This is a genomic window from Paenibacillus sp. B-A-8, assembly GCF_048572915.1.
GTDB lineage: Bacteria > Bacillota > Bacilli > Paenibacillales > Paenibacillaceae > Paenibacillus_AQ.
On the sequence record NZ_CP183882.1, the window covers coordinates 1,388,392 to 1,408,178 of the forward strand.

General features: G+C 42.1%; 17 protein-coding genes. 15 read left to right on the forward strand and 2 right to left on the reverse strand.

The genetic code is table 11. The features are described 5' to 3' along the window. The first annotated feature begins 1 nt into the window (after position 1). The 12 genes from ACN6MV_RS06230 (at position 2) to ACN6MV_RS06285 (ending at position 13,487) form a co-directional block, all read left to right on the forward strand. Positions 2 to 1,066, forward strand: a complete 1,065-nt coding sequence (locus ACN6MV_RS06230; protein ID WP_042124908.1) for a hypothetical protein — start codon at positions 2 to 4, stop codon at positions 1,064 to 1,066. After that, positions 1,063 to 2,508, forward strand: coding sequence for an ATPase, T2SS/T4P/T4SS family (locus tag ACN6MV_RS06235; protein ID WP_339289607.1), 1,446 nt, complete (start codon positions 1,063 to 1,065; stop codon positions 2,506 to 2,508). The genes ACN6MV_RS06230 and ACN6MV_RS06235 overlap by 4 nt, the downstream gene beginning before the upstream one ends. Before the next feature lie 12 nt (positions 2,509 to 2,520). After that, a complete protein-coding gene (locus ACN6MV_RS06240; RefSeq protein WP_419885933.1) occupies positions 2,521 to 3,570 on the forward strand; it encodes a hypothetical protein in 1,050 nt (349 codons plus the stop codon). An 11-nt stretch (positions 3,571 to 3,581) separates the two neighbouring features. Continuing rightward, entirely contained in the window at positions 3,582 to 4,451 is an 870-nt protein-coding gene (locus ACN6MV_RS06245; RefSeq protein WP_339289610.1) for a hypothetical protein, read from the forward strand. Positions 4,452 to 4,507: 56 nt separating this feature from the next. Next, positions 4,508 to 4,717, forward strand: a complete 210-nt coding sequence (locus ACN6MV_RS06250; RefSeq protein WP_339289611.1) for a hypothetical protein — start codon at positions 4,508 to 4,510, stop codon at positions 4,715 to 4,717. Positions 4,718 to 4,724: 7 nt separating this feature from the next. Beyond that, the gene (locus ACN6MV_RS06255; protein ID WP_156113062.1) at positions 4,725 to 4,868 is read left to right on the forward strand and encodes a hypothetical protein; all 144 of its coding nucleotides are present in this window, start codon (positions 4,725 to 4,727) and stop codon (positions 4,866 to 4,868) included. Positions 4,869 to 4,883: 15 nt separating this feature from the next. Beyond that, on the forward strand, positions 4,884 to 5,264 hold the full coding sequence (locus ACN6MV_RS06260) for a hypothetical protein (protein ID WP_042124914.1): 381 nt from the start codon (positions 4,884 to 4,886) through the stop codon (positions 5,262 to 5,264). A 20-nt stretch (positions 5,265 to 5,284) separates the two neighbouring features. Continuing rightward, a complete protein-coding gene (locus ACN6MV_RS06265) occupies positions 5,285 to 5,782 on the forward strand; it encodes a hypothetical protein (RefSeq protein ID WP_419885934.1) in 498 nt (165 codons plus the stop codon). Positions 5,783 to 5,817: 35 nt separating this feature from the next. Continuing rightward, a complete protein-coding gene (locus ACN6MV_RS06270) occupies positions 5,818 to 6,480 on the forward strand; it encodes a hypothetical protein (RefSeq protein WP_419885935.1) in 663 nt (220 codons plus the stop codon). 3 nt (positions 6,481 to 6,483) lie between these two features. Further along, positions 6,484 to 8,748 (forward strand): hypothetical protein, encoded by a 2,265-nt coding sequence (locus ACN6MV_RS06275; protein WP_419885936.1) that lies wholly within the window; start codon positions 6,484 to 6,486, stop codon positions 8,746 to 8,748. Between the two features lie 12 nt (positions 8,749 to 8,760). Beyond that, entirely contained in the window at positions 8,761 to 12,600 is a 3,840-nt protein-coding gene (locus ACN6MV_RS06280; protein ID WP_419885937.1) for a hypothetical protein, read from the forward strand. A 101-nt stretch (positions 12,601 to 12,701) separates the two neighbouring features. Further along, entirely contained in the window at positions 12,702 to 13,487 is a 786-nt protein-coding gene (locus tag ACN6MV_RS06285) for a GNAT family N-acetyltransferase (RefSeq protein WP_419885938.1), read from the forward strand. A 60-nt stretch (positions 13,488 to 13,547) separates the two neighbouring features. Here ACN6MV_RS06285 and ACN6MV_RS06290 read toward each other — a convergent pair whose 3' ends face one another. Further along, positions 13,548 to 14,180, reverse strand: coding sequence for a hypothetical protein (locus ACN6MV_RS06290; protein ID WP_042124922.1), 633 nt, complete (start codon positions 14,178 to 14,180; stop codon positions 13,548 to 13,550). Between the two features lie 302 nt (positions 14,181 to 14,482). On the opposite strand from ACN6MV_RS06290, the gene tkt reads away from it, so the two are divergent. The 3 genes from tkt (at position 14,483) to ACN6MV_RS06305 (ending at position 18,616) form a co-directional block, all read left to right on the forward strand. Next, the gene (tkt, locus tag ACN6MV_RS06295; protein WP_042124923.1) at positions 14,483 to 16,525 is read left to right on the forward strand and encodes a transketolase; all 2,043 of its coding nucleotides are present in this window, start codon (positions 14,483 to 14,485) and stop codon (positions 16,523 to 16,525) included. A gap of 33 nt (positions 16,526 to 16,558) precedes the next feature. Further along, positions 16,559 to 16,876 (forward strand): pyrimidine/purine nucleoside phosphorylase, encoded by a 318-nt coding sequence (locus ACN6MV_RS06300; protein ID WP_042124925.1) that lies wholly within the window; start codon positions 16,559 to 16,561, stop codon positions 16,874 to 16,876. Positions 16,877 to 17,098: 222 nt separating this feature from the next. After that, complete coding sequence (locus ACN6MV_RS06305; protein WP_375105057.1) at positions 17,099 to 18,616, forward strand: M14 family zinc carboxypeptidase; 1,518 nt, start codon at positions 17,099 to 17,101, stop codon at positions 18,614 to 18,616. A 210-nt stretch (positions 18,617 to 18,826) separates the two neighbouring features. Here ACN6MV_RS06305 and ACN6MV_RS06310 read toward each other — a convergent pair whose 3' ends face one another. Then, positions 18,827 to 19,726, reverse strand: coding sequence for an NAD(P)-dependent oxidoreductase (locus ACN6MV_RS06310; protein ID WP_419885939.1), 900 nt, complete (start codon positions 19,724 to 19,726; stop codon positions 18,827 to 18,829). Positions 19,727 to 19,787: the final 61 nt, after the last annotated feature.

Genomic DNA, 19,787 nt, shown 5'->3' on the forward strand with positions numbered 1-19,787 from the left:
CTTGAAAATTTTTAGTCTAGGCATAGATCAGTTAACGATTAATGATATCAAAAATGCGGGATTTATAGTAATCACACAAAGTGTACTTCCTGATCCATCTCATGTAGAGAACCATATGCTAATGGTTACTAGTGACCAGATTAAAGCTCAGTCACTTAGCGAACTGCGCCGGAATTATCCAAGTTCAACGATCCTATATGTATATTTGCAAAAGGGAATAAGTGGTTACCAAGCTGTACATATGCTCTGTGAAAGCTTAGGTATCTATTTCATCCCTCCTCGTTCTACCTCGTCAGTGGTGATAGAGAAAATTCGTTTTATTTTAGACGAGGATGGGGAGGAGCGGGGCAATCTGGTTGGATTTTTTGGCTCAGGTCCGGGAATTGGTTGTACAAGTGTAGCCAAACTATTCGCAAGGCGGATTGCTGCGTCAGGTCTCCGTGTTATTGTCCTTGGGCTTGATTTATATGATCCCGGACATGATCGTAAAGCGACCATCAGTCTTGATAGGCTTCGGTCAAGGCTTACAGGGAAAATGATACATGATGAGGATTTTGAACAATTCATTAAGCAAGATGGTTATATGTATCTTCCAGGCAATTACGATTACTTGAGCGCACAAGACTATCAGGAGGATGAGATTGAATATTTTTTGGCTAGGGCTGGAGCGAATGCGGATGTGGTTATTGCTGACTTTGGCTCAATTCCGGAAAGCGCTGCATGGTATGTTGGAATGCACAAATCGGCACTACGCATGATCGTCACTCATCCGAAGCATGAATACAGACTTGAACCTCTACTAGAGCTTGCGGGGCATATGGATCTACGTCCACATGATTTTCAACTGATTATTAACCGCAGCAATGTAGAAGAAATATCTTCACCTAAAAATCTTGCGCTTCGCTTTGGGACTGAAATCTTACTGGAGCTACCGTATTACCAGCCCTTGCAGGAGAGCTTGCCGTTAGGGAAAAAGGAACTGCAGTATGTAGATGATAAGGTACATTCTCTGCTAGTGTCGATGGGGCTAGCACCAGAAGCTAAAAAGAAAGGTATATTCCTATGAACGGAAATCAAACGAAGCGTCCGTTGTTCTCTCTGAAACAAAGCATTCTGCGCTTGAGTAAACCGGGTAAGGAAGACTTTTATACATTTTTGCAAAAAATGAAAAATGATATGAACCAAGGGCTGGAGCGTGAGGATGATGCCTACTTCGAGCTAAATGCGAAGGCACTAATTGGCGATCCGCAGGCAGTTAGCTTTTTTATGAATGAGATAGAAAAGTATTTACGGAAGACTCCATTTACGGGCAAGGTTCCAGAAGCATACCGGACGGTGGCAGAAGCGCTCTATCATGAGTGGAAGGGCTTTGGACCGGCATATCGTTGGTTTACTGATCGTGCATACAGTGAGTCAACGGGGCTCCAGATGATTGGAAAGCAAATTTTTTATAATCATAAAGGTGAGTTTGTAGCTTATCCGTACGAGATGCCTTCTCTAGATCGGGTGGAGCAGTTAAAGCGTTCTTTATTAAAAAGTGATCCCAACAAAAAGCTGAACAAGGACAACCCTTCGGTGGAGTTCAAAATGGATGATCCGCTCTGGCCCGGTCGATTTATCCGACTTGCCATTTGGGTATCCCCGAGAGTATGGGATGGATTCACCACCATATCACTGCGGCGGCAGGTTGTAGAGTTCCTGAGTCTAGAAGATCAAGCAGGTACGGAATGTATTCCAGCGGAAGCGGTTGAAATGATTCGGGCGTTATCATCCACTTTTCGCAATACCATAATTGCGGGTGCTGTTGGATCAGGAAAAACAACCTTTGCAAATACGATCGTCGGCGAGCAACTGCTTGGATCCTCGTCTTGTATGGGTGTGGTGATGATAGAGAAGCATCCGGAGTCGATTTTACCTTATCAGATTAAAGGGCATCGAATTATTCCGATACAAGCTGCAAACGAGGAATTAATGGAGGTGGGGGTAGAGTCACTGCGGCATGACCCAAACATTTTGTATATGACAGAAATGCGGTATAACGAATGGGAATTTTACCTGTGGAGTGGGGAGAAGGGATATGACGGTATCACCGGAACCTTCCACACCGTGGATTCGGAGGACATTCCTTATCAAGGCGCTTTTGCCGTGTCGACAAGAATTGGCGGGAGTCTTAAGGGACATTTAATCTCTGCACTGAAATCATGCGAGCTAGTTTTTATTTTGGAGAGTGTTCCAAATGGGAAGAAGCGGCTGACGCGAATATCGGAAGTCTTTTATGAAGAGGAAAAGAACTCTGTATTTGCGAATGATCTGATGCGCTGGGAGCCTCAGAATATGAGTTGGTCTTATAATGACAAGCTGACGAAGAGCTTGATTCTGAAGATGTCTAAGAAAAATGAGCAGGCGACACAGTTGCTTCAGAAAGAGCTAGGACGACTTGCAACCGCAAAGTCAATGGATCAGCCAATTAAGGAAAGCTTGAAATCTAAGATCATTCTTAACGAGTAAGGGGGTGAAACTGTGGATCTATTATTGTATATTTTTCGTTTTATCCTCCATTTATTGATTGTGTGGGGAATGTGGCTGCTCATTAAACCACTAATTGAACGGCATTTATGGCAGGTGAGTCAGAAAGTAGATTTTCGGATCAAATATAAGATGAGTATTTTTGGTAAAAGGGTTAGCTCAGTAAAAAAAAGGCTGTGGCTTTACCGTCATCTAGATAATTCTCTGTATTTTGTACATCAAAACTATGAGCCGGGTGTAAGTGTTATGCGTTTTGTCGGGCGTACAGTAATAGTATTTATTGCGGTTTTTCTATCAGGACTACTGACGATCAGTGAGCTTCCTGGGCGACTTAGTTTTAACAATCCGTTTTTGGATGGAATCACCTTTAATGAAGGACAGTCGATCCAAGAGGCTTGGAGATTTCCGTTTTTTATGGCTGTGATTTCCGCGATGATTCCTTATTTTCGTATGAGATACATCTACGCACAGAGGAAGGTGCACGGAAGCTACGATCTACTTGATGTAGTCAAGATCTCTACCAAATTCACTCATTTGTCGGTAGATTCCATTCTTGATCGGACAGCTGATTTTCTTACGGATAAGAATGTGCTGAAAGGTCCATTGAAGCTGCTAGGGGCTGCATTTTCTAATTACAGTAATGAGAAGGAGCTTGCCCAGGAAGCCGGAAGGTTTTCCGGTGCGATTGGCACTACTTTCGCTTTGGAGTTTATATCAGATCTGCTCTACGCCGAGAAGGAAGGAACCCGTTATTTAAAAAGCTCGCTGATGCTATTAAACCGTTCTATGGAGCAACAGAGGGATACGATTTTGACTGTAAAAGCGGGCAGTAGAGATGCGATCAGCCTTGGCTTATATGGGAATCTATTGGTGTTAGTATCTACGGTTGGAACCTTTATGTATATGCTGAAGCCTGATGTCTATTTCCAATTGCAGTTTGAGACTACAGTAGGGCTTTCCTTTTTAATGGTGATCATCTCCGGACTTTTTATTTCTTTTGTGATCAGTACTATTCTCGCCAGACCTAAACTGGACTACCACTAAGGTGATGAGCTATGGACAGATTGTTACTATTAGTTACTGTAATCGGGATTGTATATGTCGCATTACTTGTCTTTGTAAGCAGTAGTAGTAAACAGGAAAGATATCTTGTCCGATTAGGACTACGGTGGAATAAGCTTGGGGAACGGGTACAGGGGGATAGACTTCAGCAATTATTGAATGACTCTGGTCTATCGATTTCGGCTCGTAAAATTACGCTTTTCCGTTATTCAGCAGCGCTGATTTATTTAATAACTCAAGTCATCAGCGATTTTATACGCTCCGATGCCTTTTCGATCTATGATCCTCTAATTGCTCTACTTATTCTCGTAATCAGTAGTCCGATGCGCTATCTTCCGTTTGGCTGGGTACTTGCATGGCTTCATCAAAAGACGGTTATTAAAAAAGACGGTGAGCTGATCTCTTTCATTCGTTTATACGAGAATAATCGGCTACGCAAGCGTGGATATGCACAATTTGGCACTTTTTGCGGGAGTACGGCTGGACATTTTCAATATATACGTCAGGACTTGTACGAGTTGTCAGAACGAGCAGTAGATGAGGGTGTGGAGGGGGCGATTGAATGGTTTTGTGCCAAGTTTCCGGATGACCATAGTTTTATTAATGACATTCGTTCCATTCTGCTGGCTACTGAGGGGATGGACGACGACACAGAAGCTGCTAATTATTTACGTGAGCAAGGGAAGATCATCTCCAAAATCTCCAGTGATCAGTATTTAAAAAAATGGTCTTTTATCGGTGATTTATCGACGATTATTAACGTTATCCCATCGATTGCTACTTTTTTGATGATCGTCGCGATGGCGATGCAGTACATTTTGCTGATCAAAGGGAATTTTAATGGGGTCGGCATGTTCCAGTGAAAAATTATATATTCAATATTATTTAAAAAATATAAAATAAAAGGGAGATTTTAACAATGAAAAAAGATGCTATTTCTACTGGTTTGTTTATCGCTATCGGATTTTTGTGCGTGGCCATCGTAATCGCGATTTTAGTTCCTTTGGTGCAAGATGTAATTAATGATACGGATGATAATAGACCGGATATCCCGGGTGTAACCTTAATTCAGCCGTTGGATTCCAGCCAAACTACAGTTGCTCGGGTCTTAACCCACACTTCGGTTTAACTCAATTATGAAAAAAGACTCGATCTCCATAGCAATGTTTCTAGCCATTGGTTTTGTAATCGCAGGGATGTTCATTACGGTAGCCACGCATATCATTGGCAGCAGTCAGGACGATATCATCACACATACTAAGCAAGTAGAGCAATATTAGGAGGAGGGGTTTCTATTGAAGGAGACCGTCCTCCGGGCATTATTCATGTGGCTTGTCCTGTTTATTATCCTGCAGCCCATTTTCACCTATATTGATTATCTGCTAGATTTGCAGGTCAAAGCTAATACGTCCTACATCACACAAAAAGCAGCAACGGAGGGGATGGTCACAGCATCTATGCGGAATGAAGTGATTTCAAATCTGAAGGCAATTGGGTTCTCAGAGGGTTCCATAGAAATCACAAGCAGCACGGACACTGTTCAGGAACGAAAAAAACGACTAGATGTGTTTGTAACAGCACCGCGAATAAATCTGTTTCCGTATAACTTTTCCACGGTTTCGCAGCCTACCCGATATTATGGGCATGGGTCAATTATGAGTGAATATCTCGATTGATTAAGGGATGAGCCTAATTTATGGATTACATTATTAAGCTGGCATTTGTCCTACTGATCTTTATCTACTCCTGGTTCTTTCAGATTCAGAATCAGGAGTGGGACATGCTGCGCAGCATGCTAAAAGATGCAAACAATATCGCTGTTCACGATGCCGCGCAGGAGTTAGATGAGATTGAACTCACGCAAGGCCGTCTAATTATCGATCCCACGCTTGCATACGATACTTTTCAGCATGCCTTACAGGCGAATCTTGGACTTGATAACGGTCTTTCTCCCAAAAAGGGCAGCCGTTTTAAGAATCAAGTAAAGATCGTGAAGTTCGATATTGTTGATGATGCTGATGGAGTGACTTTTCCGCTTTTATACGAGGATAGTGAATATGGCATTACCAAATACATAGAGGGTCCCTCGGTTATTGCCGTCATTGAGACGGAACATCCGCTGCTGATCTCCAGAGCCAAAACACAAGAGCCAATCAGAGTACCAGCAGTTCAGGAGTATAAGTTCAATAAGTAGGGAAAATCCAATTGAGACTAGGGAGAGATTTGGGGATGAAGAAGAAAATTGTAGAGGCGACTATGGCAGCAACAATGTTATTAGGTGCAGTATTGGGGCAGGGAGTGGTTGCAAATGCGGAAGCGGTTACACCAGTAGCTACTGCTAAGCCAACAGCGGCGGTAAAACCTACAGCAAGCGTGAAACCAACAGCAACGCCGGTGCCTATTATGAGGGATAATCTGAGTGAATTTGGTCTGAAAAAAGAAGTGGACCTTCCGGTAACGGTAACGGCGGATGGGTTGAGTTATACGTTAGAGAAGATAATGATCTTTGATGCAAAGTCAGTGGATGCTCAGACTCTTGCAAAACAATATGGCTATAATCTGAAAGATTCTAAGTACTTCATTTGGACCAAGATTACGGTGGAGAATAAGAGCGGTAACATCGTTCAACAAAACATTAAGGATTTAAGAGATAAATGGCGCTTAAACTTCGGGGATTTGTCTAAAGGAGATGCGTATACTAGCATGCCAGATAAAATGCTAGATATCAAAAATAGCAAACAAGCCCTCTGGGATTGGAGTCTTAAACCTAGTGAAAAACTGAGTTCATATCAAGGATATTGCTACTCTGGCGATATTAATTACTTTAAGATCCGTGTAGATAATAAAAGCAACTCTGCCTCGAAGTATATTGTGGCGCCAAAGGGAAATTAAACAATGATAAAAAAGAAAATATTAATACTTTCTTTTTTTGTCGCGTGCCTGGTGATGGTACCATCTCTGATTTATTCTGCTCAATCTACAGATGTTAGGCAAGGTACAGTAATTGTACCTTTAAGTACAGGATTAATCGGATCAGGGAATAGCACAAAAACTTTTTATCTGGATATTCCAATTGGGGTCACCAGTTCTGCGATCAAATCCGGAACACTCAAATATTCAGGGAATAACAGTGTAGTAGGGGTAATCACCTTGGAGAATGGGAAGATCAAGCTCACACTGAAGGGAAATGTGAAGGATGAAACATTTCCAGTAATGGGAAAGGACGGGGCCTTTGAGGATTCTTTTATAAGCGTTCCCGGCAATTCCATCTGGCGCTATGCAGATGGTCGAAGATGGCAGATAAATGATTACAAGGATAACCAGGGCATTAACGTTAGCTATAACGTTAATGCCACTGATTATAGTACACCATCCGAAACACCGCCAACAAGAACGGTTATGACCAAATCTGATCCGGCTAATCCAAGTGTAGCAACCTGGTATAGACAAGACCAGACTCAGGTGCCCTATAGTAGTGTAGTTCAATCTAGCATCAAGCTTAATCCACAAGCTCTTGTAGGTGATAAAGGGACTGTTTCCGTTAAAAATGGCATGTTTATTATTACTTATACTGTGCCGTCTGCAAAAAAAAGACCAGAAGAAGTGTCTGAAAGTTTTGGGAAAGGTGGACACGCTAAAGGTTGGCTCTATTATGTCACCCTGCCATATTACTTTGATGCAACTGCCAAAGTAACTTCTTACAGCTACGCTGGTACTGTGAACTTTGACTACACCCTCCCTACAGAACCAACTCTTACCGGTACGGTAACTCTAAACAAACCTAATCCCAATCCTACGAAATTGGGAGATAAAGATGAACCTGTTCAAATTTCACTAATGGGGCAGCTGCAAGGATACAATGATGCTTCAAACATTGATGAGTGGGTGTTCTATGCTAAAGAGAAAGATAGGAATAATACACTCAAAACGAAAAAGGAGTCTGCAAAGACATTTAACGTGAGTACTTTATTTGATTTTGAGATTAAAAAATCGAGTGTTACGGGCGAACATTTTACTCAGGAATATGCTTTAACCGTTCTCGTCCGCTTTAAAAAGCCGATCGTTACAAAGAATGGAACCATCACCTCTCTGGAACAACCTCTACAGATTTCGGCAGGTGTTTATAAAAACAATCCCACAGTTACGTTTCCTCCACCACCAACGAATCCAACAACTCCGGAAGGAAAGCCACCTATAGCAAGAATTTCAGCGCCGAGATATGTCAAAGCAGGAGATGATACGTTAATTAGCGGTGCAGCATCCTATGATCCAGATGGATATATTAATATCTACGTGTGGGAAAATTCGGGTGCGCAAGGAGAGATCGGTAATGCTTCAAAAGGTTATGTGTGGTACACACCTGAACAAGTTGGTCAAACATTCCCTATCGCGCTCACAGTTGTAGACAATGAAAATCAAACGGGGAGTACGAGTAGAGAAATTACCGTCACTGAGCCGAAACCATCAGCAGGGTTAGCCATAGAAGGAACACTTAAACAAAATCGTAAAACGACATTATTCAATAGAAGCCAGAGTCCAACACGGTTTCCCTTAGTATCGAGTAAAACGCGAGTTACGATTACTGCTGTTTCTGGTGGGACGAATGCAGATATAAAGTACAGTGGCACACTATCTGATTTTGAAAACAAAGACGTCTTATTTAAGAAACCCGGTAAATATAAAGCTACGATTTATGTAGAAAACACACTTGGTTACTCAGATAGTAGTGAGATTACTTTTGATATCGTTCCAGATGAAGTACCGTATAATTACTTTACTCTACCAGGAGTAGTCTATCGAAGTCCCGACTTTGGGAACAAAGCGGTTGTTTCATTAGATGATATTTCATATTCTTCTGACAAAGATGTAATCGGCCGCAGATTATGGGAGTATCGTTATGATTCTAATAATGATGGCAGCTTTGAAGGAGAAAAATGGGTGATTTTTAGTAATGAAAATGCGGATCGTTTGAATTTAGAGCTGAGTGAGGTAGGGAAATATGAAGTCCGACTTACTGTCTTTGAAGAATTTGGTCAACCAACCATTGATGAGTTTGTGACAGAAGCTGATCGGAAATCTACAAATTCAGATGGCCAAAAGCTAAGCTCAAGAGTAGTAGAAGTGAAAAATCGAGCGCCAGAAGTGGATTGGTCCTGGTAGAAAGGTGCTTAAATGAAAAAAATAAAAGAAATGTTCTCTCTAGTCCTTATAATCACTTTATTATTCGGATTAATGCCTAGTCAGAGCATATATATTCAAACCGTAGAAGCTGCGACTGGTGATCCGAATATCGTCAATTATAAGGATGTTAACATTCCTGCTTACTCCGAGTACCATGATGCAGGATGGAACTACGGAGATTCAAATATAACTATAAATAATCAAAAGCTTACTAACATTAAATACAATAAAACAACCAAACAATTAACATTTGATATTAGTCCAGATGCATTATTTACTTCAAAAGCAACTATCGCTCGTCATAAAGAAAGTGGTTCGTCGAGTATAGTCCAAGGTACAACTATGTGTGTTGGCGCAATAAGTGAGGGGGCAATGTCTCAAAATCTTCCGACTTACGCGTATGGTTGTCCAGCTGGAGAATATGGTCAATATGTCATGTTTAAACCACTTGAAAAACTGTTTTTCAAAGGATACGATACCGAACCAAATGTCGTTGATACTAAAATTAATTTAGCAACAGATACACCTTATTCAAATTGGATTGGTTCAAATGTTTTTGATGGTATACCCAAAGGGATATCTATAGAATACTCGCTACGGATAGGCTATCAACATAACTCGGGCGGTTTGTCACCAGAAAATGGTTATGCTTTAATATCTTTTGGTCATACCATTCGATTTGTATACCCCTTAATACCGAACAGTCCACCTACCATTTCGTTAAATACACCTAATAATCAAGTCCTGCAGAACGAGCCTGGACGCAATACACTTAACATCGAGGGATATGTCCACGATCCAGATAATGATGATCTTATCGTAAGTGCGGAGATACCCAATGTATTTTATAGGAAGACGGTAGTATCTCAAACGAAAGGATATCAGTATTTCTCTATTCCTGTAGATGCTATAGGTGACTCTATTCCTCCAGGGGATTATACGATGACTGTAAAAGTAGCTGATCCTGCGAATTTGTCGGAATCTGTGAATATGACTTTTAAAGTTACCAATAGACTTAAGCGAAACGCTTTTGTCCTCGTGAATAGTCCTATCGAGAATAGCGGTACCACCTATGAAGACTATGAGGGAGATGCTAAATACGCTGATCGAGTGAGATATGATCATGATCCCAATTACTTTGATAACTCAATGGGTATTTTAGGGGATTCGGGATTATGGAGGACAAGCCTTTACACTTCATTTCCATATACCGGACAATATGTCGTGAGTTATCAAGCTAAGGATATACCGAAAAGGGATGCTCTCTTTGCTGAATATCAGATGTGGAGTAGAGATGCCGCATCTACGATGAGTTTTAAAGTTCACCGTAAGCCAATAGCGCTTTTTTCAGCAAGACTTATCAATGGAAATGTTCAATTAATAGACTTTTCCTATGATTTAGACCATATTACAAGTTCGGATAAAGGGATTATGCAGTGGCAATGGCAATATAAAAAGTCCTTTGATGAGATGTGGATCGACGGGCAGCCACCTGGGGGAGTTTTTGAGAAAGACAGTTACGACATTCGTTTAAGAGTCCGTGATGTGGATGGAGATAATGGAATCGGTGTATGGAGTGATTGGTGTCAACGTATTGTGGGGAATGCGTCTGTTAATCTACCACCCGTTGCATTATTTACCGTTGATCCGAATATCGTTTCTTATCGTAAATCTACGACCATTATTGATAAGTCTTTCGATCCAGATAATGATCCATTAGATGTATATTACTGGACTGTAATCAAAGACGGATGGAATAAAGTATGGGAACATTGGGGTGGAGCAACAACACCGCCGAATATCGCATCATTCGGTGAAGGGAATTATCAACTCAATCTACAAGTACATGATAATCGTGGCTTGTGGTCAGATTGGTACACTCAAAATGTAAAGGTAGTCAATCATCCACCGGCTGCAGCATTTACAATGCCTAACGAAATATACCGCGATACGATTATCACAATGGATAACTTAACACCAGATCCCGATGAAGATGGAGATGTTCTATCTTATGCCTGGAATACAAAATTTAATGACTCTCCCAACTACTGGGCAGGAAACAACCGTTATCAATCAATGACCATTCGTGATCTTATTAATCGTAACGGTATATCACATAAAAAAGCCATTTCTGACGGTTGGGAAATGCAGCTCACAGCTTCTGATGGAAGGTTAAGCTCTTATGCGACGCGCACATTTATGGTTAAGAATCATGTTCCTGTTGCTAAGATTAACGGACCTTCATCCGTAAATCAGTATGATACAAAACAATTTACGTCAGGCGATACCGATGAAGATACATCAGATCAAGGCTCATTAGAATACTACTGGAAAGTAACGAACAGTACGGGTGAAGTGAAATCGTATCTTACTCGCGATATTACGCTTACCTTCTCAGATCCGGGGATATATACGCTAGAACATTGGGCAATCGATCAGATAGGAGATAAGTCGAATATCGCTGGATTGCAAGTCCAAGTGAAAGAGAATTTGGCACCTTCTATGACTTTAACTAGTCCTCTAGGTACAGCAACAAACCCATCTGTGATTGACTCGGACCAAGGCGATCCATTAATCAAGTGGACTTACGCGGATCCGGAAAATGATTCACAGGAGAAATACAGGTTAGAGTTCTTTGCGAAGGATGGTCTATTAGTCTCCACTATAGAAAATCCGGATCCTTCAGGATTGCTCAGACAATATCAAATCCCAAATAATACATTTGAACGGTTTGAATACTTTACAGTGCAAGGTCGAGCATACTCCAAATTTTCATGGTCAGATGTATCAAATGAAAAAACATTCATCATCGATAATGCTCCTAAGCCGGGATTCACGCTAATCACAGATACGGGAAGAGATGCTACAAAGGAACCGATCTACCGTACAGATGTTTTGAATATTAAAAGTACGGCTACGGACAAGGATGAGCCTAAAGGAGATAGCATTAGCCTTAAGTATTATCTGAAAACATCAAATGGTTCAGAAGCTCTCGCAAGTGTAAAAAATGACTTTACCAAGCAATTTAGCAGCAATGGTACCTTTACGTTTAGACAACGTGTAACAGATTCTCTAGGGCTATATCGAGATCTTTCCCAGAATGTTACCATAGTCAACCGTATACCTACAGTTTCGATAACGTACCCAACCAGTATGGACTCGTCAAATCCCACAATCGCAAGTACACTCACACCAATCATTAAATGGGATTATCAAGATGAGGATGGAGATCTGCAGCAACGCTGTAAGGTGCGGATTATTAACTTGGCCACCGGTGCAATCAAGGTCCAATCCGGTGAACAAGTATCAAGCGCTAAGCAATGGCAGATTCCAGCTGGTTCACTAATCGAGAACGAGAAGTATGCCGTCGAGGTTGAAGTTTTTGACGGATTCAGCTGGAGCAATGTTTCTGCACGTAAATACTTTATGGTGAATCTATTAAGTATAAAAGGTGCAGTGAAGCACACCGAAGAGTGGAACAACAACCGTAAAGGTTATAACTTGAAAAAGAGCGGAAATGAGGAGAGTCCAAGAGGCTACAACGTATTTTGGGCAGGAGAGCGTTTTATTCTGCAAGGTACAGCAACAGGTCTCCCGGATACTGTGCAAGTGACCATGAACGGAGAGTTCACTACGCAGCTCAGCCCAACTAACGATGATAAAATCTTCTGGACAGGTGAATTGTACGATAGTTCATTTGAAAAGCTACCAGATGGTCCGGTTACTTTTACCTTTACGGCTCAGAATGTGTACAACACCAAAACGGATACCGTTACAGTTGTTATATCATCGGATTGGTCGGAGTATTTCCAGAGTCATCGGATTAAGTAGAGTAGGACCCTATATCATCTATCCCATCTCTTTTTTTTGCTGACTTCTTGGTATCATGTTAATGTTGAAGCAATGTATTAAACATTGATAGGGGTAGGTAAATGATTCGAGAATTAATACCAGCGGAAATGAAATCAATCTTGAGTTCGATTAATAGAGAACAGCATTTTTTATACTATTCATACCTTACAGCTCGTAAGCATAATTCGGTACACTATGGACAGTTTACAGACCAGGGGGAGCTGCTCGGCGTACTGGCCTTTTTAAGGGGGCTCCCGTTCCATGCTTTTTCCGTATTCCCTGTGGAGAAGTCATTTTGTCTCCGGTCCGTGCTTTCATTTATGAAAGACCAACTGAATTTACCTGACAATGCTGTCGGTAGTGTAATCGTTAATGAAGAAGTTATGGCTCTACTTGCTTCACAGCTTGAGCTTGTTAAGTCTCCCAAGAAATTGCTTCTAATGAAGCATATCCATCAAGAAGCGTTACCACCGGTGGATACAAGTGTTGTACATTTGGGCCCCTCTAATTTTGAGCTTATTGAGTCTAAAATGGCCGATTTAGATACAATGGCTTTTTCAAAAGAAGAACTACAGTATCCGTTCTATGGTGTGATGGAACAACGTGAGCTGATTGCGGTAGGGGGATACCATATTTATAGCGAGGATTACGTTGAATTGGGCAACATCGGAACGGATGTAAGATGGAGAAGGCAAGGCTACGGAAAAAAGATATGCACAGAGCTCACCCGATCGGGAAGAAGGGTTACCTCCAATGTGTATTTAAATGTCCTTGAAGAGAATATCGGTGCAATTACACTATATCAATCGTTGGGCTATGCCCTCATGTGCAAACAGTACATGGTTGAGTTGTTATTTGAGGGTTAATTAAAAAGGACGAAGTGGAATTACGTTCCACTTCGTCCTTTTTCACAAGCCTAAAACCTTTTATACGACCCCTTCAGTCCGGTCTTCATTCATCCGCATCATTCGTGCGGCGACCGAAGTAGTATGTAATGGTAAAGAGGATGGGCGCGCAGATGCTCTCTGAGCTCTACGTAAATAATAGGATAGCTTGCCAGTAAAAATCTTATGTGCACAGAGTGAAAGAGCGAAATCTTCCGGTGTAACGAAGCAGGAAGGCTTATTCACAGGCTGAACTGCAGTTTCTTCAAATAAAGAGGCAACGAAATGGGAACAAAAATAAGCATTTTCTCTATCGATTTTAATATTCAGAAGCACACCGATTAATCCTAAAAGATGGTATTTATAACGTTCTTGATTTTGCATCATCCCTTGGACATGATTGTACATCGTATCGTATTCCTCAGCGCTAACACGCAACTGATAAATAGAACAATTCGCACTGCTATAGAAAGGGTCAATAAAGTTCTCCTGAATTAGACCTGCCACGAATGGATTGTGCATTTTTTTTCTTCCGAAGCTGTATACCTCCCGCAGTTCACAGTCAAAGGCGATCGAAGCATGATTCAGATCGGCTTTTGTAAACCACTTTATAAAACCACTAAAGGCCGTACCTGTACCGGTAAGCACGATAAAGATGTCCTTATTCGAACTCATGTTCAAAGTTCCTTTCCACTAGGAAATGTTGGATAATGCATGAAAATTATGCTTAACTAACTCCATCTTACTGCATATTTGAGCATTGTAAAACAATCTTTAGTCGTAATTAAAAACTAGACCATAGACTAGTGCAATTTTGGCTTGTCTCATAGTTCTTGTGTGTATATAAATACGTCGATATTGCAAAACATAAGCTGTTGAAATAAAGAGTTTTTAAAAACAATTGGAATTGCTTCCACACTAATGATACAATAAGAGTCAAAATGACATTCTTGAGATTTCAGAGGAGGAACTATTAAATGAGTGAACAAGAACAAGCGATTCAAAAGGAAGAAAACTCAACTGTAGATAACCTGTCCATTACAACGATTCGTACTTTGGCGATTGACGCCATTGAAAAAGCAAACTCCGGTCACCCAGGTATGCCAATGGGTTCTGCACCAATGGGTTACCAATTGTTCGCAAAAACAATGAAACACAACCCTGATCATCCGACATGGGTAAACCGTGACCGTTTTGTATTGTCCGCAGGACATGGTTCTATGCTTCTTTACAGCTTGTTGCACCTTAGTGGTTATGATCTTCCTATGGAAGAATTGAAAAATTTCCGTCAATGGGGCAGCTTGACTCCGGGTCACCCAGAAGTAGGTCACACCGCTGGTGTTGATGCTACTACAGGTCCACTTGGACAAGGTATTGGTATGGCTGTTGGTATGGCTATGGCTGAAGCGCAATTGAGCGCTACCTACAACAAAGATGAACATAAAGTGATTGACCACTATACTTACGCTATTTGTGGTGACGGTGACCTAATGGAAGGGATCTCTTCTGAGTCCGCTTCACTCGCTGGTCATTTGAAGCTGGGCAAATTGGTTGTATTGTATGATTCAAATGATATTTCCCTTGATGGTAAATTGAACCTTTCCTTCTCCGAGAACGTAGCTCAACGTTTTGATGCTTACGGTTGGCAAGTACTGCGCGTTGAAGACGGAAATGATCTTCCTGCGATTGCCAAAGCGATTGCTGAAGCACAAGCTGAGACTAGCAAACCGACTTTGATCGAAGTGAAAACTGTAATTGGTTATGGTAGCCCTAACAAACAAGGTAAAGGCGGCCATGGCGGTACTCACGGTTCCCCGCTTGGAGCAGAAGAAGCTAAGCTGACTAAAGATTTCTACAAGTGGGTATACGAAGAAGATTTCTATGTACCTGATGAAGTTCGTGCTCATTTTGCAGAAGTGAAGAAAAACGGAATCGCAGCTAACAAAGCATGGGACGAAAAATTTGCAGCTTACAAAAAAGCATATCCAGAGCTTGCTGCACAATTCGAAACCGTAATCAACGGCGATCTTCCAGAAGGCTGGGATGCTAACCTTCCAACTTACACTACTGAAGATAAAGCCGTATCGACTCGTGTCGCTTCCGGTAGTGCACTTAACGGTCTGACTGCTGGCGTTCCTCAGCTTGTGGGCGGTTCCGCTGACTTGGAAAGCTCCACTATGACGCATTTGAATGGTTTAACATCGTTCACTTCAGAATCTTATGATGGCCGCAATATTTATTTCGGCGTACGTGAGTTTGGTATGGCAGCTGCGATGAACGGTATTGCACTGCACACGGGTCTTAAAGTATTCGGAGGAACATTCTTCGTATTCACAGACTACCTGCGTCCAGCTATTCGCTTGGCTTCGATCATGAAATTGCCAGTAACCTATGTACTGACACATGACAGTATTGCAGTCGGTGAAGATGGTCCTACGCATGAACCAATCGAACAATTGGCTTCCCTGCGTATCATCCCAGGTCTGACAGTTATTCGTCCGGCTGATGCTAACGAAACTTCTGCAGCATGGGCTTATGCTATGGAAAACAAAGAGAATCCGGTTGCTTTGGTTCTGACTCGTCAAAACTTGCCGATTCTTGCAGGAACCGTTGATGGCGTTCGTGAAAACATCAAACGTGGTGGTTATGTTGTCTCTGATTCCAAGAATGGCACTCCACAAGCACAACTGATCGCAACTGGTTCTGAAGTACAACTGGCTGTTAAAGCACAAGCTGCTTTGGCTGAAGAAGGTATTGATGTTCGTGTAATCAGCTTGCCAAGCTGGGATCTGTTCGAAAAACAAGATAAGGAATACCGTGATTCCGTAATTCTTCCAGGAGTTAAGGCTCGTCTTGCTATCGAAATGGCACAAACCTTCGGCTGGGAACGTTACACTGGTGACCAAGGCGATATCCTCGGCATCACTACTTTCGGAGCTTCCGCACCTGGCGACAGAGTAATGAAAGAATACGGCTTTACTGTTGAGAATGTAGTTAGCCGTGTGAAAGCACTTCTGTAATTAACTGAATAATCATTAGGGGGAGAACAAGTAATGAGTCAGTTTAACAACGCAACGATTGAAAAAGCAGCCAATGTATATTATGGCGGACAAGTAACCAGCCGTACGGTAATTTTACAGGATGGAACTAAGGTGACACTTGGCATCATGTTGCCTGGTGTATATGAATTTGGTACGGATGGTCCTGAAATTATGGAGATTCTGTCCGGTGATCTTAAAGTGCTGCTACCCGGCAGCGAAGTATGGCAGGAGATTAAGGGAGCGGAGACGTTCAATGTTCCTGGAAACTCAAAATTTGCGTTGGAAGTATTCGGTGTAACTGATTATTGCTGTTCTTACCCAGTATTGTAATTCAAAGTATAGAAATGAAGAAGTATCCCGGTTGCCTCGGCAGCCGGGATACTTCTTTTTGTGTACCCAGGATAGAGCAAAAAATCAAAAGAAAATATGCAATTATTTAAAAAAGATTAATATAATTAATTTATTGACTAAAATATGACATTCTCATATACTTCCAATATCAATTTAGTAGACTGATATTTTTATCAGTAGACAGATATAGGAGATGACAACATGAGAAAGACAGATTTTCGCAAGGGAATACATAAGATTACACTATTGTTGCTCAGTTGTGTGCTGCTGGTAACTGTATTCGTAACAGCAGCGCCGGTTCAGGCAGCAACGAATATAGTGAATCCCAATCAAGTCTATTCTTATAACTTAATGAAAAGGGATATTGAGAGGTTAGTGCAGGAATACCCTGATCTGGTAATGTCCGAATCTTTAGGGCAGTCTCCTTATGGACGGGATTTGTGGGCGGTGAAGTTAGGCAGAGGAGAATCAGTGCTATTTCTTAACGGTTCGCATCATGCTAGAGAGTGGATGACAACTAGTTTATTGATGAAAATGCTCGATACGTATGCCCAGGCTTATAAAACTAATGGGAAAATAGGGGGCTATAACGTACGCAGTTTGCTTGATCAAGTCAGCATTTGGATCGTTCCGATGGTTAATCCGGATGGCGTTACTTTATCCCAACAGGGCACTGAAGGGCTTCCAGCCAATGTGGCCAAAACGCTGTTAAAATATAATGGGAACAGCACAAACTTTACTCGCTGGAAAGCAAATATGCAGGGAATTGACCTTAACCGTCAATATCCGGCTAACTGGAACACCATAAAGAATACGGCTTCAACTCCTTGGTATCAGAATTATAAAGGGAAGAAGCCAGCTGAAACCTCTGAAGTGCAGATGATGATGGAATTGACGGAAAGAATTGATCCGGAAGTAACAATTTCATATCACAGCTCTGGTGAAATCATATTTTGGAATTTTAATTCTCTCAGCAGCAATCTTAACCGCGACAAAACAATAGCTCGGACGCTTGGTAATCTGACAGGCTATTCTCTGGTAGCTCCGGAGAAGAATCCTTCCGGGGGTGGTTATAAAGATTGGTTCATTCAGAAGTATGGCCGTCCCGGGTTCACAATTGAAATTGCAAGTTATGTGGGGGAGACCAATGTTCCCTTAAAACAGTTTGATAAGATCTGGTCAGAGAATAAAGAGGTTGGGCTTTACTCTGCGCTACAATCCTATTCCTTATGGCTGAATAAGCAGAAGCCTCAATATCCTCAGCGATCCATGAGTTTGCTGTCGGGAACGGAACTTTATACTAAAATTGGAGCTTCAACAGGAGGTATCAATCTGCAGCCGCAAATGCTTCAAGTGATTGCGAAGAAGGGCGATTGGTATCAGGTTCAAGCAGCGGAAGGACTGGGATGGATTCATCCTTCTCCGGGAAAGCTTGTTATCGTCGAGGAAATATTTGCGAATGCTGAATTCCAGCAAAGTATACCTGCTTATAAGTACCCAGATACATACGCTCCTAAAGTGGTCTCTCTCAATCCGCAGTCTGTCCAGGTCAAGGGAAGATGGGGCACCTGGTTATTAGCCACTACCCCGAGCGGGAGCTGGTGGATTGATGGACGTAAGGCAAAGCTCGTTTGGCCGATAGAAGAGACAGTACAGGAACCGGCAAGTGACGCCGGAATAACCGGCGAAGAACAACCTGATTTTATAACTACTCCATAGTAGTACATACATATTTGCAGTAACAGTAAAGGGGTCTCAAGCCAAGTTCATTCTTGGCTTGAGACCCCTTCTAGAAATATAAGGATAAAATATAAGTTTCACACTATACTTTATCCTTATATTTCTCGCATAAACGCTTATCGTCCTGATAAGGACGCCGAAGCCGCTCTTGCTTGATAATCCTTTTTTTCGATATGAATCTTGTATTTATTACTGGTCTGCTTTACTGCCGATTTTCTGCCCGATCCATTCTTCATAGGATTTGACCACTGCGGACAGATCCTCATCAGCGAAGCCGTGGTTGAATCCTGCCTGAAACATGCTCTTAGCTACACCGAGCATAGGCGTAGGCACGCCAGTGGAGTCGCTTAGCGAGGAAGCCAGCTTAAGATCTTTCAGCATAAGACCAAGAGAGAACTGATTGCTGAAATCATTATCGATAATTTTCTGACCCTTCAGCTCGGCCTGCTTGCTGCCCGCAGAGCCATTCTTAACAAGCTCCAGGAATTTATCGGCAGGCACACCGGATTTGACAGCGATGGAGAAGCCTTCAGCTAGAGCGACATTGTGAATGCCAACCATTGCATTATGTGCCAGCTTCGCTGCAGCACCGCTACCGTTGTCGCCCATATGCAGGAGTAGCCGGCCCGTAGTATCGAAGATATCGCGATGCTGTTCTATAACTTCAGCACTGCCTCCAACCATGAACACCAAGGTTCCGTCAATAGCTGCCGGTTTGCTACCAGTTACTGGTGCGTCTAGGAAATGTCCGCCGCGAGCTTCTACAGCAGTGGCGATTTCGTGAACTAGTCCTGGAGAAATGGTACTGGAATCAATAATCAAGCCGCCTGGCTTAAGCGCATCGAGAATCCCATTCTGACCATAAAACACTTCACGAACCGAATCATCATTACTGATCATGGTAATAATAACATCCTTACCTTCAGCGGCAGCACGTGGTGTAAGAGCAGTCTGAGCACCTTCTGCTTCAAGAGGTTTACATTTAGCTGCCGTACGGTTGTACACCGTCACCTGAAAGCCGCCGCGAAGCAAGTTGGAAGCCATTGGCGCTCCCATTGTTCCAAGTCCGATAAAACCGATTTGTTTCATTTGTATAGCCACCTTCCGTTTTCTTCATTCTATCACGGCACTTAGGCTAGCACCACAGCTC